At 42.1% G+C, this 22,448-nt stretch carries 22 protein-coding genes and 1 tRNA gene; 18 read left to right on the top strand and 5 right to left on the bottom strand.

Annotation, left to right across the window (positions count from 1 at the left end; genetic code table 11):
• Positions 1-34: 34 nt before the first annotated feature.
• Positions 35-121, top strand: a tRNA-Ser gene (locus tag FO440_RS14205).
• A 619-nt stretch (positions 122-740) separates the two neighbouring features.
• Here FO440_RS14205 and FO440_RS14210 read toward each other — a convergent pair.
• Positions 741-1,889 (bottom strand): acyltransferase family protein, encoded by a 1,149-nt coding sequence (locus tag FO440_RS14210; RefSeq protein WP_144248926.1) that lies wholly within the window; start codon positions 1,887-1,889, stop codon positions 741-743.
• A 425-nt stretch (positions 1,890-2,314) separates the two neighbouring features.
• Between FO440_RS14210 and FO440_RS14215 the strand changes: the two genes are divergently transcribed.
• Positions 2,315-2,848, top strand: coding sequence for a histidine phosphatase family protein (locus FO440_RS14215; RefSeq protein ID WP_144248927.1), 534 nt, complete (start codon positions 2,315-2,317; stop codon positions 2,846-2,848).
• Positions 2,849-2,869: 21 nt separating this feature from the next.
• Here FO440_RS14215 and FO440_RS14220 read toward each other — a convergent pair whose 3' ends face one another.
• Positions 2,870-4,924 (bottom strand): M13 family metallopeptidase, encoded by a 2,055-nt coding sequence (locus FO440_RS14220; protein WP_144248928.1) that lies wholly within the window; start codon positions 4,922-4,924, stop codon positions 2,870-2,872.
• A 222-nt stretch (positions 4,925-5,146) separates the two neighbouring features.
• Between FO440_RS14220 and FO440_RS14225 the strand changes: the two genes are divergently transcribed.
• From FO440_RS14225 to FO440_RS25055, 8 genes are all read left to right on the top strand, one after another.
• A complete protein-coding gene (locus FO440_RS14225; RefSeq protein ID WP_144248929.1) occupies positions 5,147-5,734 on the top strand; it encodes a Crp/Fnr family transcriptional regulator in 588 nt (195 codons plus the stop codon).
• A gap of 157 nt (positions 5,735-5,891) precedes the next feature.
• Positions 5,892-6,644, top strand: coding sequence for an SDR family NAD(P)-dependent oxidoreductase (locus FO440_RS14230; protein ID WP_144248930.1), 753 nt, complete (start codon positions 5,892-5,894; stop codon positions 6,642-6,644).
• Between the two features lie 16 nt (positions 6,645-6,660).
• Positions 6,661-7,419, top strand: coding sequence for an SDR family NAD(P)-dependent oxidoreductase (locus tag FO440_RS14235; RefSeq protein ID WP_144248931.1), 759 nt, complete (start codon positions 6,661-6,663; stop codon positions 7,417-7,419).
• A gap of 203 nt (positions 7,420-7,622) precedes the next feature.
• Entirely contained in the window at positions 7,623-8,153 is a 531-nt protein-coding gene (locus FO440_RS14240; protein WP_144248932.1) for a Crp/Fnr family transcriptional regulator, read from the top strand.
• Between the two features lie 70 nt (positions 8,154-8,223).
• Positions 8,224-9,672: an FAD-dependent monooxygenase gene (locus FO440_RS14245; RefSeq protein WP_144248933.1), complete on the top strand. Its 1,449-nt coding sequence runs from the start codon at positions 8,224-8,226 to the stop codon at positions 9,670-9,672.
• 2 nt (positions 9,673-9,674) lie between these two features.
• Complete coding sequence (locus FO440_RS14250) at positions 9,675-10,142, top strand: HXXEE domain-containing protein (protein ID WP_186292675.1); 468 nt, start codon at positions 9,675-9,677, stop codon at positions 10,140-10,142.
• A gap of 202 nt (positions 10,143-10,344) precedes the next feature.
• A complete protein-coding gene (locus FO440_RS14255; protein ID WP_144248935.1) occupies positions 10,345-11,745 on the top strand; it encodes a sensor histidine kinase in 1,401 nt (466 codons plus the stop codon).
• A gap of 17 nt (positions 11,746-11,762) precedes the next feature.
• On the top strand, positions 11,763-13,433 hold the full coding sequence (locus FO440_RS25055) for an FAD-dependent oxidoreductase (RefSeq protein WP_144248936.1): 1,671 nt from the start codon (positions 11,763-11,765) through the stop codon (positions 13,431-13,433).
• A gap of 63 nt (positions 13,434-13,496) precedes the next feature.
• On the opposite strand, the gene FO440_RS14265 is transcribed toward FO440_RS25055, so the two are convergent.
• Positions 13,497-14,177 (bottom strand): SGNH/GDSL hydrolase family protein, encoded by a 681-nt coding sequence (locus FO440_RS14265; protein ID WP_144248937.1) that lies wholly within the window; start codon positions 14,175-14,177, stop codon positions 13,497-13,499.
• A 148-nt stretch (positions 14,178-14,325) separates the two neighbouring features.
• On the opposite strand from FO440_RS14265, the gene FO440_RS14270 reads away from it, so the two are divergent.
• The gene (locus tag FO440_RS14270; RefSeq protein WP_144248938.1) at positions 14,326-14,697 is read left to right on the top strand and encodes a hypothetical protein; all 372 of its coding nucleotides are present in this window, start codon (positions 14,326-14,328) and stop codon (positions 14,695-14,697) included.
• A 4-nt stretch (positions 14,698-14,701) separates the two neighbouring features.
• Positions 14,702-15,790 carry a hypothetical protein gene (locus FO440_RS14275; protein WP_144248939.1) on the top strand — a complete coding sequence of 363 codons (1,089 nt, stop codon included), beginning with the start codon at positions 14,702-14,704 and terminating at the stop codon, positions 15,788-15,790.
• A 94-nt stretch (positions 15,791-15,884) separates the two neighbouring features.
• Here the strand turns inward: FO440_RS14275 and FO440_RS14280 are convergent, their stop codons facing one another.
• A complete protein-coding gene (locus FO440_RS14280) occupies positions 15,885-16,463 on the bottom strand; it encodes an outer membrane beta-barrel protein (protein WP_144248940.1) in 579 nt (192 codons plus the stop codon).
• Positions 16,464-16,571: 108 nt separating this feature from the next.
• On the opposite strand from FO440_RS14280, the gene FO440_RS14285 reads away from it, so the two are divergent.
• Together FO440_RS14285 and FO440_RS14290 are read left to right on the top strand one after the other, a co-directional pair.
• Positions 16,572-17,348, top strand: coding sequence for a HipA family kinase (locus FO440_RS14285; RefSeq protein WP_144248941.1), 777 nt, complete (start codon positions 16,572-16,574; stop codon positions 17,346-17,348).
• Positions 17,326-17,709 carry a DUF3037 domain-containing protein gene (locus FO440_RS14290; protein WP_144248942.1) on the top strand — a complete coding sequence of 128 codons (384 nt, stop codon included), beginning with the start codon at positions 17,326-17,328 and terminating at the stop codon, positions 17,707-17,709. Before FO440_RS14285 ends, FO440_RS14290 begins: the two co-directional genes overlap by 23 nt.
• Positions 17,710-17,715: 6 nt before the next feature.
• On the opposite strand, the gene FO440_RS14295 is transcribed toward FO440_RS14290, so the two are convergent.
• On the bottom strand, positions 17,716-18,324 hold the full coding sequence (locus FO440_RS14295) for a YhcH/YjgK/YiaL family protein (protein ID WP_144248943.1): 609 nt from the start codon (positions 18,322-18,324) through the stop codon (positions 17,716-17,718).
• Positions 18,325-18,532: 208 nt separating this feature from the next.
• Between FO440_RS14295 and kduI the strand changes: the two genes are divergently transcribed.
• From kduI to FO440_RS14315, 4 genes are all read left to right on the top strand, one after another.
• Positions 18,533-19,366, top strand: a complete 834-nt coding sequence (kduI, locus tag FO440_RS14300) for a 5-dehydro-4-deoxy-D-glucuronate isomerase (RefSeq protein ID WP_222103983.1) — start codon at positions 18,533-18,535, stop codon at positions 19,364-19,366.
• A gap of 8 nt (positions 19,367-19,374) precedes the next feature.
• A complete protein-coding gene (locus FO440_RS14305; RefSeq protein ID WP_144248945.1) occupies positions 19,375-20,193 on the top strand; it encodes an SDR family oxidoreductase in 819 nt (272 codons plus the stop codon).
• A 56-nt stretch (positions 20,194-20,249) separates the two neighbouring features.
• Positions 20,250-21,551: an MFS transporter gene (locus FO440_RS14310; RefSeq protein ID WP_144248946.1), complete on the top strand. Its 1,302-nt coding sequence runs from the start codon at positions 20,250-20,252 to the stop codon at positions 21,549-21,551.
• A 94-nt stretch (positions 21,552-21,645) separates the two neighbouring features.
• A complete protein-coding gene (locus FO440_RS14315; protein WP_144248947.1) occupies positions 21,646-22,431 on the top strand; it encodes a DUF4350 domain-containing protein in 786 nt (261 codons plus the stop codon).
• Positions 22,432-22,448 lie beyond the last annotated feature (17 nt).

Genomic DNA, 22,448 nt, shown 5'->3' on the forward strand with positions numbered 1-22,448 from the left:
CCCTGAAAAAAGGGGTTTTTACTGAAAATTACACGGTGAGGTGCCTGAGAGGCCGAAAGGATCAGTTTGCTAAACTGACGTACGGGAAACTGTACCGAGGGTTCGAATCCCTCCCTCACCGCTGAGATGTTTTTAAAAAAGGGCTTTAACGCAACGTTAAGGCCCTTTTTTACGTTCAATAATTTTAGGGGGCAAAAAGGGGTGCAAATCCAAATGTTTTAACCATTATATCCATGTGCCGATGGCAAGCTAGGGCAGCGCCGAATAAATCGCCAAAGCGGTGCTTTTCCTGGCCTCGCCCAACTCCGCGTATTTCGTTGCGCATTATTTCCTGTTCAATATTAAAGGCAGAACCCTTCACAATCCAGTTGGTATTTCCATACATTAGGTCTTACGTTTTGGCAGTTTCGGCTTTAAGCGGATTGGATGCGATCCATATACCTGTGATGAATTTAACTTCGTTGAAAAACACTTTAAAATCTAACATAACTGATATAACTGACGATATGGAGTTATTAAATTAATTTAATAATCCTATATGTAAAAAAGGCATTTCAAATACGAAATGCCTTTTTTATTATAACATGGTCTAACACGTATATAGTTACCTGACAACACCAACATGGGCAATAGAAATCTACACAAAGCGGGCGAAAAAGCAGTGTGTAAATTTCCTGTCTACACAGTTCAGCCCGAACAGTAAATTCGATAAACCCGGCAGTGTTTTTTTATTTTAGATACTAAGCTGCTGCCGGTTCTTTTTTATCAGAATACTTATTACGCAACACGGTAATTTTCTTCTCGAACAGGTTATATATCAAGTGCGACGCTATAATTACCAACACCCACATTATTGCCGACTCAACTATCGGATTTAATCTGCCGGCAAAGTAATACGGAACAAGGTATGAAAATATAGGATGTATCAGATATAAAGAATAGGAGATGATACTTACATAAGTAACCGCGTATTGAATAAACTTTAAACGCGGGGCTTTAAGCGAGTAAACAAATGGCAGTAACAAACCTATGGCAACACTCATAATAGTAAAATAGAACGTATCCATAAAAAAGTTTTTTTGCATCAAATTGCCCCGCAAGAAAAAGTGGTAAACAATAGAAGTAGCCAAACAGAACATAATGATTCCTAACACCACCATTTTGTTTTTATTATTGAACCAGAATTTCTGGTAGTAATATTTAATGGTAGCCGCTAACACGCCGATCGAGATGCTATCCAATCGCAAGGGCATCTGCTTGCGAAAGCCTTCATCCCATCCGCGATAATCAAAATGCATCCAGGCCACACGAAGCAGCAAACAGATTACTATAAAAGTCGCAATGGTGAAAAATATACTCTTTTGCTTACTACGCGGAACAAAATGCTGATACGCCAGTAATATCAGTGGGAATGTCAGGTAAAACCACTCCTCTATACTTAATGACCAGGTTACGCCATAAAAGCCTGGCTCGGTAGAAAAGCAGTTCTGCAGAAAAACCAGGTATAGCGGCAATTTATAGTACGGTATATATAACTTATACAGGTTAAACACTACCAGGTATATGGCAAAAACCAGCAGGAAGTTAGGCAGCGTTCTAAACCAGCGGCGCACCCAAAAACTCTTGATATTTTTAAAGGTGGTCACGTCGGTGTTATCGTGAATTTTAATGATGATGGTACCTATCAGGAAACCGCTCAGCACAAAAAACAGTTCAACCCCAATTAGACCACAATAGTCTTCAAACGGCCTTAGAGACCGGTACTTAAAAAGGCCTAACATGGTATGATCAATCAGTACCAGGGTGATGGCAAAAAAACGAAAAAGATCAAGGCCGAAGTTCCTGTTTTCCAGTTCATCGCGGCGCATCCAGGGTAGGATATTCTGCATTGGGTTATTAAATTTCGGGGTAAAAAATTTATTACAGTAAATATAGCTAAATGCAGTTTGATTAATCGTGTTAAATCCACAAGAAATTTTACCCTTACATGTTGGTGACAACAGGTAACTTAGGGTGCAAATTTGGGTGCAATTAAGCGAGTAATTGTGTGCAATTTGTTATTGCTGTGGATAATTATTACAGGAATTTATACTTGAAATTGAATGATTTTTAGAGATATGGCTTACTTGAGCTAAAATAGGTTCAAGTTCCTCCCTCACCGCTGAGATCTTACTCAAAACACATCAAAAGCGTGTAAATCATAAGATTACAGGCTTTTTTATTTTTTTTTAAATCTTCAAATTATCTGTGAACACTCATAATTTCAGTTAGACTTAAAAAAACACCCTTATGCCGGTTTAGTTATATTTGCCTGATGAGATATTTGATACTTACCTGTCTTGTTTTTATTTCCATATGCCGCAAAGCGCAGGAGACACTTCGTGTAGTGCTGATCCGGCATGCCGAGAAGCCGTTGACGGGGGATAACCTTTCATGTGCCGGCTTTGACCGCGCCACCAGGTTGGCCAGCGTGATCAAAAACAAATTCGGAGTGCCTTCAGAAATCTTCGCGCCGGCCCCAGCCACTGGCCGAAGCACTAAGAACGTGCGCATGCTGCAAACTGCGTGGCCGATGGCAGTTAAATATAACTTACCGATAAATACACGGTATACCGTTGAAGAAAGCGACAAACTGGCCAGAACATTACAAAAACGCAGTGGTACAGTGCTGGTGGTTTGGGAACATAAAGAACTTATCGCCATTGCTCAAGCACTTGGTGTAGAGGGAACATTAACCTGGCCGGCAAATGATTATGATACGATCTGGCTGATCACTTTCAAAAGCGGAAAACCTGTATTGACCATTGATCACGAAAACATCCAGCCCGGAGCGGGTTGTCCCTTTTAATATTGAGCAACTTAACCTGCGCTACCAGATCTTAACCCGCTTAGCCGGGTCAAGCCACATTTTATCACCTTTTTTAATTTTAAATGCATCGTAAAATTCAGGCACGTCGGTAAACGGGCCGTTAACCCGCATAAAGTCGGGTGCATGTTCATTGGTCAGTATCTGGCTCGATAAGGATTCTTTGGTGTCCTGGATCATCCAGCCTAAAGAATAACCTAAAAAGAAACGTTGCAGCGGGGTTAAGCCGTTAATTGTTTTGCCTTGTTTGTACTGGTCGGTTTTCTTGAACGCGTCTAATGCGATTACAATACCACCCAGATCAGCAATGTTTTCGCCTTGCGATGCCTTGCCGTTTACATGCAAACCATAAATACTGTAACCGTTAAACTGATCTATCAACACCTGTGCGCATTTGGTGAAATTCACGGAATCGGCAGGGGTCCACCAGCCTTTTAAGTTACCGGCAGCATCGTACTGTCGGCCCTGGTCGTCAAAGCCGTGGGTCATTTCATGCCCTATGGTTGATGCGCCGACATAGCCATAGATCACCGCGTCGTCCATGTCTTCATCCTTTACATCTGGTATCATCAGCATCGCCGCAGGCAGTACAATTTCATTGTTAGAGGCGTCGTAATAAGCGTTCCAGGTTTGCGGTGTCATGCCCCATTCGGTTTTGTCTACCGGTTTGCCTAATTTTTTTGCGTTAAAACGGTGCCAGAAATTATTGGCGCTAATCATGTTAGCTACATACGAGCTACGATCTGTAGATAATGATGAAAAATCTTTCCACTTGTCCGGGTAACCAACTTTAGATACCACCTTGGCTAACTTTGCATAGGCTTTTTCTTTTGTCCCCTGGCTCATCCAATCCAGTTTTTCAATGTGTTTCTTGAAGCTGGTACGTACCGCTTCCACCAGGTCGCTGTAACGTTTTTTTGTCGCCTCAGAAAAATAATCCTTAACAAATAATTGGCCAAGCACTTCGCCCATCGCGTCGTTTTCACTGTCGATAACCCGTTTCCAGCGTGGCAATTGTGCCTTGCGGCCGGTTAATACCGTACCATAAAAACGGAACGATTCATCATTAAATGCGTTGCTTAAGAACGGGCTTAATTCTGCCACCAGGCTTTTACGTAAGTAAGCCTTCCAATCTTCAAGCGAATAAGTTTTAAGCGCTTTATTTACGGCCCGGTAATACTCGGGCTGGCCAACTATAACGGTATCGACGTTTTTGTAGTCCATTTTTTCAAAAAGCGATTTCCAGTCAATATCTGGCGCAAGCTTACTTAATCCGGCTAAAGGCATTTTATTATAGTTTTTATACGGGTCACGAAGATCCTGCAACTTTCTTGAGCTATCAGCCAGGAACGTTTCTAACGCGTATACCTTATGTGTAGACTTTTTGGCTTCGGCTTCGCTTGCACCCATCAATTTGTAAAGTGCCGGCAAATGCTTCTGCTGATAATCGGTGCGTATGTCAACACTGTGCTGATCCTTGTTGAAATAATAATCGCGGTTGGGAAGGCCAATACCTGATTGCCCTAATTGTAAAACCATTTTTGCGCTGTTTTTGGCATCCTGGCCAACATAAGCGCCAATAGGGGTAGTTATACCAATGGTTTCAAGGTGTGCAAATTCATCAAGCAGGGCAGGTATACTGTTGATATTATCGATCTTAGCTAATTCGGATTTTAGTGGTGACAATCCTTGTTTCTCAATTGTCACACTATCCATCCCGGTATAATAAAAATCGCCGATCTTTTGTGTAGCAGTTCCTTTGGCAGCATTTGCCTTGAGCGCGTCTTCATTGATCTTTTTAAGCCGGTCGCGCAGTTCATCCAGTATCACACGATTTATTCCCCATGACGAATAGGCAGCCGGGATAGGGTGCTTTTTTAACCAATCGCCGTTGGCATACTGGAAAAAGTCGTCGCCCGGTTTAACGGTGGTATCCCGGTCTGTATAAACCGGGTCATTCGCCAGGCGATCATTTGTTTCCTTGTTTTTACAGGCGTAAAGCAGCGTCATTCCCATAATAGTAATTAAACCAATTTTTGCAGCGGTGTTTATTTTCATTGAGATGTAGTTAATGTCAGCAAATAAATATATCGCTTGTTAGTTATAATAGCAAGTTGTCTGAAAACTAAAAAACGCCGGAGATTTATCAACCCCTGGATAATTGCTAAAAAACGGGGATAAGGCTATTGGTATTATTTTGAGAGGCTGATTTATGTAGTAAACAAAAATGTTTTGTCTGTAAGGGCATCTTCAGTAAATTGCGGATCATAACTTATGACAATGTCGAATTTTGAAGTGTTTTTCGATTACATTCAAAACTTATCCAGAAAAATGCTTTCAGCGGATGATAAGCAAGTATTTATGGCCCATTTGAAACCTAAAAAGCTCCTGAAGCGCCAATATTTTTTGCAGGAAGGAGATATCTGTAAGTACACCGGGTTTATCGTAAAGGGAGCTGCCAAGACTTTTACCGTTGACGAAAAAGGAAACGAACATATCTTGAAATTAAGCGTGGAAAATTGGTGGCTTGCCGATTTTGAAAGTTATTATCATTTAACACCAAGCCGCTATAACATAGCAGCATTAGAAGATATGGAAATTTTACAGGTTACCAATGCCCAGGTCGAAGAATTCTTTGCGCCTATCCCTGCATTTACCGCTATGCAGGAGGTGATCAAACAAAACTACGCGATAGCCAACCAAAAACGGGTGCATGCTGCAATTAGTTATACCGCAGAAGAACGTTACGAAGATCTCATTAATAATTATCCGCATTTTTTAAAACGATTCCCGCAAAACATGATCGCTTCCTATCTGGGAATTTCACCTGAAACGTTGAGCAGGATCAGGAAAAACACCTTAAAATAAATTCCGTAATATTTCTGTTTTACAATTATTTATAAATAAATGATGATTGATGTCATTCGTTTGAATTGACATTTATCAAGCATATTTAATGATTCATGTCAATTCACAGCTTGTCTTGGCGCAGCATCTTTGTGTATCAAGTACAAAGATTAAGATCATGAATAAATTAAGTAAGAAAGTCGCCGTTATTACCGGCGGCAATAGCGGTATCGGCTTTGGTATCGCCGAAGCATTTAAAAATGAAGGCGCAGTTGGCGCTATCGTGGGCAGAAACCAAAATACCTTAGCTACTGCTGCGGCTCAGCTTGGAAATAGTTTTATAGCTATCAATGCCGATGTAACCAATGCAGACGACCTGGACAGTGTGTTTAAAGAGACAGCTGAAAAATTTGGTAAAATAGATGTTATTGTAGCCAACGCGGGTGCCGGAACTGTCGGAACAGTGGAAACTACCAGCGAAGCTGACTACAACAAGACTATGGATCTGAACCTGAAAAGCGTTTACTTCACTGTTCAAAAAGCACTGCCTTATATGAACGATGGTGGTTCTATTATTTTGATAGGTTCAAATGCAGCACACCGGGCATATCCAAATTTCACGCTTTATGGTGCTGCAAAGGCGGCCGTTGTCTTTTTGGCAAAGGCTTTTTCGAGTGACCTGCTAGGCAGAAAAATCAGGGCAAATGTGATCACACCAGGTACAACGGATACACCGGCCTTTGAAAAGTTTGTTCCCCTTGAACAAATTGAAGCTATAAAAACACATTTCGCAGGTGAAATGCCGATAGGCAGGATCGGTCAACCCTCCGACATAGGCAAAACAGCAGTTTTCCTTGCTTCAGACGATTCTTCGTTTATCCTCGGTACCGAAATTCTTGTTGATGGCGGTATGACTTATTTGGCTAAATAATTAAAAAATTCTCAAAATGAACAAATTAGAAAATAAAGTAGCAGTAGTAACCGGGGCCTCAAAAGGTATAGGTGCAGCTATCGCCAAACACTTTGCTGCAGCAGGCGCAAAGGTTGTAGTGAATTATTCGTCAAGTAAAGAAGGCGCAGATAAAGTGGTAAAGGCAATTACTGATAATGGCGGAAAAGCTATCGCTGTACAGGCCGATGTTTCTAATGAGAACGATGTAAGCCGGTTATTTGAAGAAACACAAAAGGCTTTTGGCGGTTTGGACATCCTGGTCAATAATGCGGTTGCGCAGGGCTATGCACCTATCGAACAAATATCGGTAAACGATTTTCATCAAAGTTTCAACGTTAATGTATTAGGACCTGTAATGACCATTCAGGCCGCGTTGAAGCTGTTTGGCAATAGAGGCGGCAATATTATCAATATCAGTTCGGGTGCCAGTAAATACCCGCTTCCATCGGCCTCATTGTACTCGGCAACCAAAGCTGCTCTTGACGCATTTACTATAGCTTTATCTAAAGAACTGGGTGTGAAAAATGTTCGGATCAATTCTATTTTGCCGGGTGCTACAGAAACAGAAGGTGCAACTAATGCCGGAGTTACGAAAGGTAGTGATTATGAAAAAATGTTTATCGCCAATACCCCGCTGGGGCGTAGGGGGCAGCCTGAAGATATTGCAAAAGCTGCGGTATTTATTGCTTCTGACGATGCAGCCTGGATAACCGGCGAACAGATCTCCGTTTCAGGAGGTATGTACGGTTTTTAAAGCCTCCAATATTATAGTCAGTTTAAATTGCATATAACCGGGAGTCAAATACGAGGGAAGAATCTACTCAGCTTGTTGCTGATGGTGATGGAATCAATTCCGGGTAAGGTGCGGCAGTATCGATAGGGCTTGCTGACGAGTAAGCTCTTCGATATTGGTGGCCTGGTTAGTCATAAAATGGGTTCTTATCATTATCTTTGATTATGCCTGAAGCCGCTGATTTTATTGAACGCATTAAAAATGCGTATACCCGGGAAGAGCTTCCCCCGAAGACTTTATTGATAAAAGAAGGCGCGGCGGCTAAAAAGCTATTTTTTATTGATCAGGGTTGCTGCCGGTGCTGGTTTAATAATGACGGGGTAGAAGTGACTTTTCAATTTTTATTTGAGGGAAGTTTTGCTTCTTCCTTTGAGTCTATGACTTCGGGTGCTGCAAGCTGGTACAGTATTGAAACGCTTGAGCCGGCCGTGGTTTATAGCGTGCCGATGGAACGGTTCAGGGACGCCCAGGAAAATAATCCTTTGGCCAAAGCTTCTTATGTGCAATATATTGAGCAGCGACTGATGTACATGCATAAATTGTTTGTCGCGCACATTAAAGACAGTCCGGAGCAACGATATAAGGAGTTATTGGCCCATCACCCCGAGATCATTCAGCGTATACCGCAACATTATATCGCTTCTTTTTTAGGGATCACTTCGGTATCGCTTAGCCGCATCCGTAATCGCAAGTAATTAATTAACAATTGTTATCGTTGCGCCCCAGGCATAGCGGATAATTTTGTCCCAACAAAAGAATCATGCTATGAATCATACCAAAGTATTAATTATAGGTGCCGGCCCGGTAGGGTTGACCTTAGCCTGCGAGCTTGCCCGCAGGAATGTTCCTTTCCGTATCATTGAACGTGCTGCAACTGCATCTCAAGGCTCACGCGCAAAAGCGCTGCAACCCCGCAGCCTAGAAATATTGAATGATTTAGGGATCGTTGAGCAATTAATGGAGATCGGTATTACAGAACTACCTTATCGTAAATTTATCGGTAATCAATTGATGGGCGAAACACCGCGCACCGGCTTTCCGCGTACCGATACCCGTTACCCTAAAACCTTGTTGTTGCCGCAACCCGCGGTTGAAAGTGCGTTGAGAACCAGGTTGGAAGAGTTAGGCGGCAAAGTGGAATGGGCAACCGAACTCATTGATTTTACTCAAACTGATGAGGGGATTATTTGCCGGCTGGAACACCCCAACTGGAGCGAAGAACTTAATGCAATTTACATGGTAGCCTGTGACGGCGGCAAAAGCACCACCCGCAAAAAACTGGGTATCCAATTTTTAGGCGAAACGCACCAGGAAGAACAGCTTTGGGTTGGCGATGTGGAAGTAGATGGTTTAAAGCCCGATGCCTGGTATAACTGGCTGAGCCCTGTTTACGGTATTGCGATGGCTTTGTTTCCGTTTAAGAATAGCAATAAATGGCAATTACAAGCTGTCGTACCGCCGGATGAGAACGGTAATGTGCCCACACCAACCTTAGAAGGCTTTAATGAGTTGTTCAAAGAACGCACGCAGATGGAGGGGGTAACTTTCACCAATAGCACCTGGCAGTCCATTTACCGGGTGAATGTTCGCCGGGCAGCAACTTATCGCGTAGGGAATGCTTTTATTGCGGGTGATGCCGCCCATGTGCATTCCATTGCCGGGGGCATGGGGATGAATACGGGCATTCAGGATGCATACAATCTGAGCTGGAAACTGGCTGCTGTGATAAATGGTGAAGCTAACGACCAACTACTAAATACCTATGACGAGGAACGCATACCCATTGCCGACTGGCTGCTGGAAACGACCTCGCAACGACAAAAAGTAATGATGGCCGGGGCTACCAGCGGAAAAAGCGGTTTTGAAAGTTTGGGCACAGCCGACACCACGCAACTTAATTTGAATTATCGTGGCAGTTCCCTGAACGTAGGCAATATCGTTACATTGACTGGTTTGCAAGCAGGAGATCGCGCGCCGGATGTGCAATTGTCAGATGGACGCTGGCTATCTGAACAATTGCGCGGAACCGAATGGAAATTACTGGTTTTTAACACCAAAGCTCAATCTAATGAGCGCATTAAAATCTTGTCGGTTGAAGAAACTGTTCAATTGGCTTATGGTGTCGGTTCAGGCGCCGTTTTGATTCGTCCGGATGGATATATCGCTTTAATTGGACAAGCAAACGAAATAAATAACTATTTAAAGAACTTATGATCATGAATGTCACTTTTTCAACACTTGCTATTTTACTGACCGCAGCTGTCATACTGCATGTAACCGAAGAGTTTTTAGTTCCTGGCGGTTTTGTCGACTGGTACGCCCAGCTAATGCCACCAAAAACCGAAAAGAAAAATAATACCGGTTTCCTGGTCTGGATCAACACCCTGATGATGTTTGTCTGCGCGCTGGCGCTTTACTTTGGTAACACCGGCCTGGGTTATTCGTTCTGGTATTTTAATGCTTCCATTGCAGCAGCTAATGCCTGCTTTCATTTATGGGGTGTTCTCAAACTGAAAGCTTACTCGCCGGGCGTAGTAACCGGCTTTTTATTGTACATTCCGCTATTTGTGATCGGTACTTTACAATTGGTAGGTACCGGCTTATTCCCGCTACATAAGGCCATCGTTGCAATAGCCATAGGTATCGGTTATCACGTATTCTCGGTGATCAGACAAGCTAAATAACCAAAATGAGCACTATGCGACAGTGTTAAAATTTAATGCGGCTGTCACATTAAATAAATATCCGCATAAAAATGCACGAGGCTGCAAATGATTAGTTTGCAGCTTCGTGCATTTTAAATATGTAGTCTGCCCATAATTTAAGCTTATCATCTTTACTTTAACGCAGCTTTTTTCCTAACTTTCCAATCCAAAAGCCCGCCAAATGAAAACAGAAACTATAGCCTGGCTACAAAGTATTGAGGCATTAAAGGATGTACCCGCCACACAACTGGAATGGTTATATGACCGTTGCGAAGAGTTGAAAATAGAAGCCGGAGGCCGTGTCTTTAAGATTGGCGAGCGGATGAACGGAACTTATATTCTTATTGAAGGGAAATTTAGGCTATGCGTGGTGCAGGGTGACGGTTTGAAAGAAGTTGCTGTGTTTGGGCCAAAAGCAATAACCGGCTATTTGCCATTTTCAAGAGGCATTACATTTCCGGGAGTCGGCGAAGTACTGGAAGATCTTAAATACCTGTTTTTCCCGATTGAAAAATCAGAAGAAATGATCCGCACGCAATTTGAACTGACGCAGGCATTGGTTCATGTAATGACCAACAGGGTTAGGGATTACACATCATTTCAGCAGCAAAATGAAAAAATGATGGCTCTGGGTAAATTATCTGCAGGCCTGGCTCATGAGTTGAATAATCCTGCCGCGGCTATTGTACGCGGCGCCGAGTCGTTATTGCAACACCTTAAACTGGCGCCCGCAACGTTTAAAGCTATCACCATAACCAAGATCAGTGCTGAAAACGTTGACTATGTCAGCGGGAAATTATTCGCTGTTTTATCAAAAACAGAAAGGCCTGCTTTATCAATGATGCAACGGTCTGAACTGGAGGACGAGCTTGCCGATTGGATGGATGATCTGGAAATCCCGAAAAGCCAGGAAATAGCAGAAAATCTGGTAGATTTTGGTTTTACGCTTGACGATCTTGAAGACTTTAAAGCGCATATCCCTGTAGAAACCATTTCGCCTGTGTTTGGCTGGATCAATAATAATTTGGTGACAGAAAGAATGGTGATGGATATTGATGCTGCATCCCGCCGTATTGCTGAGTTGGTGGGGGCGGTAAAAAGCTTTACTCACATGGACCAGGGATCTGGCAAGCAATATGCCGATATCCACACAGGGATACGCAATACACTTACCTTATTGCAGCATAAACTTAAACACGGTAATGTGCATGTAGTAGAAGATTTTGATAATACTTTGCCAAAAGTAAATGCCATGATAGGTGAGCTGAACCAGGTATGGACCAATCTGATAGATAACGCCATTGATGCCATGTCACCAAACGGAAAGGGAACACTCGAGATTAAAACATCAAGAGCTAAAGATTGCGTAAGCATAGCGATCACCGACAATGGCAGCGGGATCCCCGAAGAAATAAAGAGCAAAATATTTGACCCCTTTTATACTACAAAAGAGGTTGGTAAAGGCACCGGACTTGGCTTGGATGTAGTGATGCGGATAGTTAAACAACATAGTGGAAATATTAAAGTGAATTCTGTGCCGGGACAGACTACCTTTACAGTTGAATTTCCTATAAACGGATAATAATTGAGGTTTTAAAAATGAAAAATTTGCCTATTATATTTTGTATTGACGATGACAGCCAGGTATTAAGGGCGGTAACACGCGACCTGAAAAGTAAATACCGCGACAATTACAAAATATTAAGCACCACAGTAGTAAGCGAAGCGTTAGACAGCTTACTTGAACTAAAAAATAAAGGAGAAAGTGTAGCCATATTCATCTCTGACCAACGGATGCCTGAAATGGACGGCGTTAGCTTTTTAGAGAAAGCGATGGAGTTTTTTCCGGATGCAAAACGTGTTTTACTAACTGCCTATTCTGACAAGGATGCGGCAATAAAAGCCATTAACGCCGTTAAACTGGATTATTACCTGATCAAGCCCTGGGATCCGCCTGAAGAGAAATTGTTCCCGGTGATTGATGATCTGCTGGAAGACTGGCAGGTTGATTATTACCCGGTATTTAAAGGCATTAAGGTGATAGGTTATCAATACTCTTTGCAATCGCACGAGGTAAAGGATTTTTTGGCCGGTAACCTGGTGCCATATCAATGGCTGGACATTCAAACTGATCCCGAAGGAAAAAAACTCCTGGAGGTGAATAAACTTGATGTTAAGCAATTGCCTGTTATTTTTTTAGAAGATGGCACTCATTTGATTCAACCAAACATTGCAGAAATTGCCGACAAGATAGGTTTAAATCCACATGTCGACCGCCAGGAGATCTATGACGTGGTAATTATTGGTGCTGGTCCTGCCGGCCTTGCAGCCGGGGTTTACGGCGCATCAGAAGGCTTGAAAACCCTTTTGATAGAACGCCGCGCGCCCGGAGGACAGGCCGGTACAAGTTCGCGAATAGAAAACTATCTCGGCTTCCCGACAGGGTTGAGCGGTTCAGAGCTTTCACGCAGGGCAATGACACAAGCAGCACGATTAGGAACTGAATTTATATCACCTCAAACTGTAAAATCCATTGAACAAATTGATGGCTATAAAAAAGTGTTATTAGAGGATGGAACGGCTATTAACACCCGTAGTGTGATCATTACTACAGGTGTAGATTATCGGAAATTGGATACTAAAGGTATAGATAGTTTTACAGGTGCCGGTGTTTACTATGGTGCTGCCATGACCGAGGCCACGGCCTGTAAAGGCAAAGAAGTATTCATTGTAGGTGGCGGCAATTCTGCCGGGCAGGCAGCTATGTACCTATCTAAGTTCGCTAAAAATGTTTGGATCGTTATTCGTAAGGATGATCTAAGCCGAACCATGTCCGCCTATCTGATCGACCAGATAGACGCGACTCCTAACATTCACATTTGCCCGAAAACTAAAATAGGTGAGGCCAGAGGAACAGATAAACTGGAACAGTTGACACTTATTGATGTAACCAATTGCAACGAGGAAGTGAAGCAAGCTGATGCGCTTTATATTTTTATTGGCGCTAAACCGTTTACCGATTGGATAGGCCTAGATATTTTGAAAGATGATAAAGGTTTTATCGAAACCGGCCGCGAGCTTAAAAAATATGATAACTACGAAAAGATCTGGAAACAAAAGCGCGATCCTTACTTGTTGGAAACCTGTTGCCCCGGAGTGTTTGCCGCAGGCGATGTTCGTGCAGGAGCGATGAATAGGGTAGCATCTGCCGTAGGTGAAGGATCAATGGCGATAAGCTTTGTGCATAAGTATTTAGCAGAGGTAAAATAATACTCTTTAAAATAAGAAAGCCAGCCTAAACTAACTGGCTTCTTGTTTTAATATATCAAAATATTATTGTTTTGTTTTTAATGCCTGCCCGATGGCTTTTTGTGCCAAAGGCTCCATTACCTTGTAACCCTCAAGTGTTGGATGCACGCCGTCTTTTGATAAGGTTTTTGGCAATCCCCTGTTCTCGTCAACCATAGCGGTAAAATAATCCAGGTAAACAAAATTGTTTTTAGCAGCATAAGCCTTGAGCATATCGTTTAAGGCTTTTACTTTTTCTTTCGGATCTATAGCCGGCCTCCATGGAAATGCCGCTGCGGGTAAAACAGATGATAATACAACCTTAATGTGATTAGCCTTGGCTAACTCGGCCATCGACATGATATTGCCCATAACATCTTCCAGTTTTGACGGACCGTTATTTTCGGCAATATCATTAATGCCTGCCAGTATCACTACCACATCAGGTTTTAAATTGATCACATCCTCACGGAAACGTACCAGCATTTGCCCGGTTGTTTGCCCGCTTATGCCGCGATCTATATAATTATTGCTTTTGAAAAAGGTCGAGTCATTATTGATCCAGAAATCGGTGATAGAGTCGCCCATGTATACCACGGTCTTTTTGCCGTTGGCTGGCGCTACCTGGCTGTTAGCTTGCTCATAACGTTTAATGTTAGGCCAGTCTTGCGCTGTTGCAGATGCTGCTACAAACAAGAAAAAAAGTAAAATCAGGTTATTTTTCATTCTGCCAATTTAAAAAATAATTATCGACAAATGCAAAATACGGTTTGCAGTGGTTTTCGATTAATGTTTCTCTGCTGATTAATTATAATACATATATTAGCAAGGTAATTTGCTTTAAAATAGGCAATTGTTATATGTTATTAACCTTATGACACCTATAAAAATAGATCCCGCAAAAGGGAAGATCACGGTTGGAATACAAGCAAAGTCATTGATCGTTATTAGTTTTTCTATAACTGTGTATAAACCGGATGGTGATACCATTGATGATCGTTTTACTGGAGATACAGGTATTAATAATCCAAGCCTTGTAACGTTACCTAAAGACGCTGCTTACTATATAGATTTTTATTTAGGTTTCACGCTGAAATTCATGGATCCTGCTGCGGATGGCACAATTCAATATACTTTGGATCTGTTTTTAAGTCAGCAGGACGTCAAGGTCGATCCTGTAATTACGTTGACAGGGCCATTAAAACCAGGAGAAAATTCAGAACAGACATCCTATCATATACAATAGCACCATGAAAAAATATTTTTTGTTAATGGTGCTTATTGCCATTGTATCCGTTGAAGTAAGAGCGCAAGATAGTGTAAAGTTTAAGGCAGGCTGGGGCAATTTGGATTATTCAATTCCTGAGTCGCCGGCATTTAAAATTTTGGGAACCGATCCTGACAACATCTTAAAGCCATCATCTGTAAGGAGTGTCGCTTTAAGTATCGGCAATTATTTTGTTACCAATGGCGCGGCTATCCCGAAAAGCCTGGCTGTTGAAATATCTCCGTTATTGTTAAATGGCAACGCCAGCTTAAACGATTATAATAAAAATAAATTTTTATACCGAGCCCGTCTATCTTTTGGGACATCAATGGGCGATAAAGGAAGTTATTCAACCGCCGAAGGTATCCGTTTTACCATCATTGATAAAACCGACTTACGTACCAATACCGCCTACTTAAAAGATATACTTGCAAGCCTTGGTGCTGCGGTAAATGCCGAAGACAAAGCTATACCAGCTTATATCAAACAAAATAATTTAAACATATCGCAGATAGCTTTCAGAGAACAGCTGGCTAAAGACACCGTGTTATATAATAAGTTACTCGCTTTTGAAACCCAGTTTATACCTGATGATATTGTAAAACCTGCCGACATGGAAAAGCTGCGCAATAAGTACCGCGAATCACTTTGGAATGCGCCTACATGGGAAGCTGGATTAGCAACTTTGCAAACCTCGAAGGATTCTTTATTAAAAAATTTAAAGACATCGCAAGTTGGTTTATGGACAAGTGCCGGCTTACCCGTCGGTAAAAAAGGGCAGGTATTAATAGGCGCAAAGTTTGCCATGGCTGATAGTGTAGGATGGCAGAAAAAATATTCGGCAGGCGCACGTTATTACTATGGATCTAATAGTGTTAAGGGATTTGCACAAGTGCAGTTTGATCGTAGAAACAATGCAAACAGCACAACCGCCTCAGTGGGCTGTGATTTCAATATTGCAAATGGTATTTGGGGACAGGCAGTATTTAACTTTATTGATTTAAACGGAACAATAAGTTATCAACCGGGCTTTAATATCGGATTTGGTACCGGTGAAAAAAAGCATAGTTGATAACTGATCACGATGTTTCCAGATTACTTGATAACACTGTGATAAAAAACAATTTTTTAGTTTGTCGCGGATAAACGTTGACTAAGAAGTTTACTTAAAAGTTATAACCGGCACCAAATTTAAACCCGGTATTTGTAAGGTTAAATTCCGAGTCTTTGTCAAACCTTACTATACTGTGGTATTGAAAATAAGGGCTTGCAAATATCGTGATCGAACCAAAGGTATATTTAGCACCGATGTCTCCCTGAAAGCCAATACCCGATTGTTTTGGTGCAACAGAGGCAGAAGAATAATTGGTTTGAAAATCAAATGTAAACCCGGCATCGGCATATAGGTATTTCAAAAAGGTAACTTTTCCTAAAACCGGAATGGTCACCATCTTAATTTTATCATATAGCGGCGGTGGGTTACCGGGCATTATTGATGTTTCTTTGATGTTGTTACTTAATAAAGTAAGATCAGCTTCTAAAGAAAATATCTTATTTATATAACGGGTATAACTTAAACCAAATGTATGGGCACTTTCAGATTGATATCCAAAATCGCCTACCACACCGTGAATGTTTACGTCTGCAGAGCCAATGCCATAAAGTACTGACAAATTGTTTTTTGTTTGCGGAAAAGCTTTAAGGCTTGCAAAAAAGAGTAAAAGAATAGTAAGATTTATTTTCATAGATGTAAGATGATTTAGGGTAAGATACTTCAAATATAATATTTTACCTGATTATGTAATGAGGCTTTTAGTCTCTTAAGATAATTGAGTAGTTTAGCCCCGATCAAAATGGAACTAAGAACAGTAAATGTTATCAGGTACGTTACCCCTTTGCGCGAAGGCGGCTCATTACCGGCCATAGCCGAAGCTGATGACGAATTTTTGTATGTACTTAAATTTAGGGGTGCAGGGCAGGGCGTAAAGGCGCTCATAGCCGAATTAATAGGCGGCGAACTTGCACGCGCGTTAGGACTAAAAGTACCTGAACTGGTATTTGCCAATTTAGACGAAGCCTTTGGTCGTACCGAGCCTGATGAAGAAATACAGGATCTGCTTAAAGCAAGCGTAGGCCTGAACCTGGCATTACACTATCTTTCGGGCGCTATAACTTATGATCCTGCGGTTACCGTTATTGATGCCAGACTGGCCTCGCAGATCGTTTGGTTAGACTGTCTATTGACCAACGTAGACCGCACACCACGTAATACCAATATGCTGATCTGGCATAAAGAGCTGTGGCTGATAGATCACGGTGCCGCGCTTTATTTTCATCATTCATGGGGTAACTGGAAAGAACAGGCGGTTCGGCCGTTTGTGCAGGTAAAAGACCATGTTTTATTACCATGGGCAACGGAGCTGGAGTCGGTTGACTTAGAGTTTAAAGCCATCTTAAATGAAACTTTGATTCGTGATATAGCCGCTTTAATTCCTGACGAGTGGCTGGCAGATGATATTGAAGCCGCTGCGGAACGTCGTGAAGTCTATGTTCAATTTTTATTGCTGCGGATAGCAGCGTCTGATATATTTATAAAAGAAGCAAAAAATGCCCGGGAAACACGTTTTTGAGTACGCCGTAGTTCGCGTTGTACCAAGGGTAGAACGTGAGGAATTTATGAATGTTGGCGTGGTGCTGTATTGTAAAAAACTAAACTTTTTGCAAGCTATCATCACCGTTAATGAGGCAAAGATCTGTTGTTTTACCAACAAAGACGAAGCACAGCAAATTAAGGCAAATCTTCAGGCATTTGAACAGATCTGCAAAGGAAGTGTGGAAGGTGGCCCTATAGCCAAGCTGGATGAAGCATCACGTTTCAGATGGTTAACAGCCACGCGCAGTACGGTTGTGCAGGCATCAAAGGTTCATCCGGGTTTGTCGGCAGATCCTTTGGAAACATTGACAAAGTTACACGCGCAACTTGTGTTATAAATAGAGTTACTCCGCCATCCTGATCTTTATCACCATTTTCTTGTCTTTGTCATAACCATCAACACGAATCCCGGGACGGTGTGAGTTTTGCGGGAAGAATATATAAAGTGTTCCCGGATCGGCAGTGTAATAATCGCCTTTGGTATTGCTGTCAAAATTAACCAGGTCTTTTGCTTCGTTATAAGGGTTGGTGACTTTGGCATTTGCCGGATTCATCACACCAATACGCTCTTTCCCGCTGATCACTAAATGCAGGTCTATGTATTTGTGGTGTGCTTCCCAGCCGGTTTTATCCAGCTCTTTTGTTGGTCCGTCGCTTACTGTCGCGAACACGTTTTCGCCGTCAATTGCATGTTTACCTGCCGATAGCGTATCAAGCTTGGTATTGCTAATAAATGCAAAAGCTTCATCCCAATATTTTTTATTGGCTTGGTATTGTTTGGCAAACTCCACGTTATCCAGGCCGGGGTAAAGGGTTAGCTTAAAACTATTTCGCCATTCTCCTTTTTTTACCCATGCCTTTGCCGCGCTTTCTGTCATTTGTGCGGATGCAGTTGCGCCGGTAAAGCATAGTATAGCCAAAATTAGAATCTTTAAAGTGATTTTACTTTTCATAAAGGTATATTTTAGGTTTTCCTTCAGAGCGGAAACAATCGGTTCAATACTCAATGATACAAGTATTTAGGCGGATATTTAGTTTCGATCATTAAAAAATTACATAGCCATTTGTAAGTCTACATCGTTTGCGTAAAAATATAGATGGGTTGGCTTTTAATATGGGTGATAAATTGTAAAATTGCCTTTATAACCAAAAAATCTAAATGTGTTGAAATCTATCCACAGCGTCCATCCCGATGATTTTAAAACCTATCAAACGGCTACCATACGTGAGCGTTTTTTATTGGACGGTGTAGTAAAGCCTGATCAGGTCAATTGCGTCTATACACATTACGACAGGATGATAGTAGGCGCTGCAAACCCTGTTGACCGACAGCTTGAACTTGAAAACTACCCCAACTTAAAAGCCGATTATTTTTTACAGCGCCGCGAAATAGGTATCATCAACGTAGCAGGAAGCGGGCAGGTTATTGTCGACGGCGAAGTTTATCCACTAAATAAATTGGATTGCCTCTACATAGGTAAAGGTGTTAAAAGCATAAAATTTTCAAGTGACGATGCTAATGACGCTGCTGTGTTTTACCTGCTGTCATGCCCCGCACATACTGCCTATCCAACTACACTATTAACACATGCGCAAGCCATAAAAGTAAACGCGGGCGATGCGTCGACCGCTAACCGGCGAACCATCAATAAATACATCCACACAGAAGGTATCCAAAGTTGCCAGTTGGTAATGGGGCTAACTGTCTTAGCCGGGGGCAGTGTTTGGAATACTATGCCTGCCCATGTGCACGACAGGCGTATGGAAGCCTATTTTTATTTTGATGTTCCGGACGGGCAGCGGGTATTTCATTACATGGGCGAGGGGAATGAAACCCGGCATATTGTTGTGGCTAATCATGAAGCCGTAGTGTCGCCGCCGTGGAGTATCCATTCGGGTAGCGGTACAGCAAGTTATAGTTTTATATGGGGTATGGCAGGCGAGAACCTGGATTATACTGATATGGACATTTTAAATATCACAGATCTTAAATAAATATAAAGGTGGAAAACAGTTTCTCATTAAAAGATAAGGTAATTGTAGTTACCGGCGGTACAGGCATTTTGGGTAAAGCATTTGTAAGCGGCATAGCCGAAGCAGGCGGCATTGTAGGTATTTTAGGCAGAAATGAACAAATTGCCGAAGAAAGGGCTGCCGCTATCAACGCCAGCGGCGGGCAGGCCATAGCGCTAATAGCTGACGCGTTGGACGAGGATGCGCTGATAGCTGCCAAAGACAAAGTTTTGGCAGCCTACGGCCGTATTGATGGCTTGGTTAATGGCGCCGGCGGCAATATGCCAGAGGGTGTTTTATTGCCCGACCAGGACTTGTTTAAAATGAATATGGCCGGAATGAAAAAGGTAACAGAGCTTAATCTTTGGGGTACACTGATACCTACACAGATATTTGGCGAAGCTATTGTTAAAACTGCCGGTAAAGGCAGTATAGTAAACATATCCTCCATGAACTCAAAAAGCGCTGTTACACGTGTGTTGGGGTATAATATGGGTAAGGCTGCGGTTGATTGTTATAACGAATGGTTCGCGGTTGAACTGGCTAATCGTTACGGCGATGCCATCCGAATGAATGCATTAGCACCGGGCTTTTTCCTGACCGAACAAAATCGTAATTTATTGACCAAGCCGGATGGCGGCTATACGGACAGGGGAGAGCGGGTGATCAGGAACACGCCGTTTAAACGTTTTGGCAACCCGGATGAATTGATAGGCGCTTTGGTTTGGCTGTTAAGCGATGCTTCTAAGTTTGTCACCGGATCGATGATTACCGTAGATGGCGGATTTTCTGCATTTAGTGGCGTATAATATGGCAGCATAATGCTATATTGTACAACCAAATATCTACCTTGATATAACCGATTATGAAAAAAACCACTACCGGCAACTACCGTTGGGTAATATGTGCGCTGCTGTTTTTTGCCACTACGGTAAATTACCTTGACAGGGCTGTTATAAGCTTGCTGAAATCAACCTTGTCAAAAGAGTTTAAGTGGACTGACGGTGACTACGCCAATATCGAAATTGCTTTTAAACTGGCTTATTCGCTTGGACTTATTACCGCAGGCGGCATTATTGATAAGGTGGGTACCAAGATAGGCTATTTTATGTCTACGCTTTTGTGGAGTCTTTCTGCAGTGGGGCATGCCCTTGTTTCAAGCACATTCGGATTTGGTTTTGTACGTTCTGCGTTAGGTTTTAGCGAAGCGGGTAACTTTCCGGCCGCTATTAAAACCGTAGCCGAGTGGTTCCCTAAAAAAGAGCGAGCCTTTGCTACAGGCATATTCAATTCGGGTACAAATGTTGGTGCTATTGTGGCACCATTAACAGTCCCTTTTATTGCGTCTGCGTGGGGGTGGAAATGGGCTTTTATTATTACCGGTTCTACCGGGTTTATTTGGCTCATATTCTGGTACTTTTTTTATCAATCACCTTCAAAACATAAATATGTAACACAGAACGAATTAGATTACATCAATAATGATCCTGAGAATTCAGTTCCTGAAATCGCGCAGCAAAAAATTGCGTGGGGTAAGTTGCTTCAATTCAGACAAACCTGGGCATTTGTGGTAGGCAAGTTTTTAACAGACCCAATCTGGTGGTTTTACTTATTTTGGCTGCCCGATTTTTTAGAGAGCCAATATGGCATTAAGGGTACGGCTATAGCTTTACCAGTCGCGTTTGTGTACACCATGTCTACGGTCGGCAGTATCGCGGGTGGCTGGCTGCCCATGAGCCTGATCCGTAAAAACTGGCCGACATTTAAGGCCCGCAAAACGTCCATGTTTATTTACGCGCTATTTGTTATCCCTATTGTATTCGCGCAGTTTTTAGGTGGTATAAATATGTGGCTGGCTGTTATTGTAATAGGTATAGCGGCATCGGCACACCAGGCCTGGAGCGCTAATATATTTACAACCGTGTCTGATATGTTCCCCAAAAACTCGGTAGGCTCTGTTACCGGTATAGGAGGTATGTTTGGGTCATTGGGTGGCGTACTATTTTCTTTATTTGTACAGAAGAACCTTTTTGTTTATTACCGCAGTATCCACAAGATTGAAGTAGCCTATTATATCATGTTTTTTGTTTGTGGCGGGGCATATCTTTTAGCCTGGCTGATCATGCATTTCCTGGTACCTAAAATGAAACCTGTCAGGTTAGATTAAAAATAAATTTAGTTTACCTGTTTTAACTATATTTATTGCGCATTAGGCGCGGCCATTACCAGTTGGGCAACCTCAATAATTTGATAGTTTACACATGAACAGGTTTTTTGTTTGTACATTAATAATTTTATCGAAAATTACGCCGGTAACTTATGCGCAAACGGTAATGCTCGATTGTTATTTTAACCACGAAACGTATAAAACTTCACACGGAACTGAACGCTTCCATTATTTATGGAGTGATGAAAGAGATTCGGGCTTTAGTATATGGGGTGATATATTTAAAGCCAATGGTTTTAAGCTGGACACATTAGATAAAGCGCCATCGGTTTCGAATCTGAAAAACAGCAATGTTTATATTATTGTAGACCCGGATACAAAAAAAGAAACCGCTAATCCTAATTATATTAAAGCTGAAGATGTTGAGCAGATAGCGGCCTGGGTAAAAGCAGGCGGTATATTGGTTATAATGGCCAATGACAGCGCTAATGTAGAATTGCCGCATTTTAATAATTTGGCTGCAAAATTTGGCTTACATTTTAATAATGATTTGCAAAATCATGTTGTGGATGATAAACATTTTAAAGATGGTGAGGTTATATACGTCGATAATGACATATTCAGATCAAAGCCTACGCTTTTTTTGAAAGACGTGTGCAGTATCAGTATAAATAACCCAGAAGGCAAACCTGTATTTAAATCGGCGGATGGGGCCGTAGTGATTGCTGCTACCGCTAAATATGGAAAAGGTACGGTGTTTGCCGTGGGCGATCCGTGGTTGTATAATGAGTATGTAAACGGTCGGTTACCTGCCGGATATCATAATGATGTCGCGGCGAAGGAGCTTACCGCATGGCTGAAAGAACAAATAAAAAAATAAACCAATTCATATAACTT

Origin of the sequence: Mucilaginibacter corticis (assembly GCF_007558865.1) — a bacterium.
GTDB classification, from domain to species: domain Bacteria; phylum Bacteroidota; class Bacteroidia; order Sphingobacteriales; family Sphingobacteriaceae; genus Mucilaginibacter; species Mucilaginibacter corticis.

What these genes read in the sequence shown, in the direction of transcription:
- FO440_RS14315 (WP_144248947.1), top strand. Translation starts at nt 21,646, where the DNA reads ATGAACAGGTTTTTTGTTTGTACATTAATAATTTTATCGAAAATTACG.
- FO440_RS14255 (WP_144248935.1), top strand. Translation starts at nt 10,345, where the DNA reads ATGAAAACAGAAACTATAGCCTGGCTACAAAGTATTGAGGCATTAAAG.
- FO440_RS14240 (WP_144248932.1), top strand. Translation starts at nt 7,623, where the DNA reads ATGCCTGAAGCCGCTGATTTTATTGAACGCATTAAAAATGCGTATACC.
- FO440_RS14210 (WP_144248926.1), bottom strand. Translation starts at nt 1,889, where the DNA reads ATGCAGAATATCCTACCCTGGATGCGCCGCGATGAACTGGAAAACAGG.
- FO440_RS14235 (WP_144248931.1), top strand. Translation starts at nt 6,661, where the DNA reads ATGAACAAATTAGAAAATAAAGTAGCAGTAGTAACCGGGGCCTCAAAA.
- FO440_RS14310 (WP_144248946.1), top strand. Translation starts at nt 20,250, where the DNA reads ATGAAAAAAACCACTACCGGCAACTACCGTTGGGTAATATGTGCGCTG.
- FO440_RS25055 (WP_144248936.1), top strand. Translation starts at nt 11,763, where the DNA reads ATGAAAAATTTGCCTATTATATTTTGTATTGACGATGACAGCCAGGTA.
- FO440_RS14220 (WP_144248928.1), bottom strand. Translation starts at nt 4,924, where the DNA reads ATGAAAATAAACACCGCTGCAAAAATTGGTTTAATTACTATTATGGGA.
- FO440_RS14230 (WP_144248930.1), top strand. Translation starts at nt 5,892, where the DNA reads ATGAATAAATTAAGTAAGAAAGTCGCCGTTATTACCGGCGGCAATAGC.
- FO440_RS14225 (WP_144248929.1), top strand. Translation starts at nt 5,147, where the DNA reads ATGTCGAATTTTGAAGTGTTTTTCGATTACATTCAAAACTTATCCAGA.
- FO440_RS14280 (WP_144248940.1), bottom strand. Translation starts at nt 16,463, where the DNA reads ATGAAAATAAATCTTACTATTCTTTTACTCTTTTTTGCAAGCCTTAAA.
- FO440_RS14285 (WP_144248941.1), top strand. Translation starts at nt 16,572, where the DNA reads ATGGAACTAAGAACAGTAAATGTTATCAGGTACGTTACCCCTTTGCGC.
- FO440_RS14295 (WP_144248943.1), bottom strand. Translation starts at nt 18,324, where the DNA reads ATGAAAAGTAAAATCACTTTAAAGATTCTAATTTTGGCTATACTATGC.
- FO440_RS14270 (WP_144248938.1), top strand. Translation starts at nt 14,326, where the DNA reads ATGACACCTATAAAAATAGATCCCGCAAAAGGGAAGATCACGGTTGGA.
- FO440_RS14275 (WP_144248939.1), top strand. Translation starts at nt 14,702, where the DNA reads ATGAAAAAATATTTTTTGTTAATGGTGCTTATTGCCATTGTATCCGTT.
- FO440_RS14250 (WP_186292675.1), top strand. Translation starts at nt 9,675, where the DNA reads ATGAATGTCACTTTTTCAACACTTGCTATTTTACTGACCGCAGCTGTC.
- FO440_RS14245 (WP_144248933.1), top strand. Translation starts at nt 8,224, where the DNA reads ATGAATCATACCAAAGTATTAATTATAGGTGCCGGCCCGGTAGGGTTG.
- FO440_RS14265 (WP_144248937.1), bottom strand. Translation starts at nt 14,177, where the DNA reads ATGAAAAATAACCTGATTTTACTTTTTTTCTTGTTTGTAGCAGCATCT.
- FO440_RS14290 (WP_144248942.1), top strand. Translation starts at nt 17,326, where the DNA reads ATGCCCGGGAAACACGTTTTTGAGTACGCCGTAGTTCGCGTTGTACCA.
- FO440_RS14215 (WP_144248927.1), top strand. Translation starts at nt 2,315, where the DNA reads ATGAGATATTTGATACTTACCTGTCTTGTTTTTATTTCCATATGCCGC.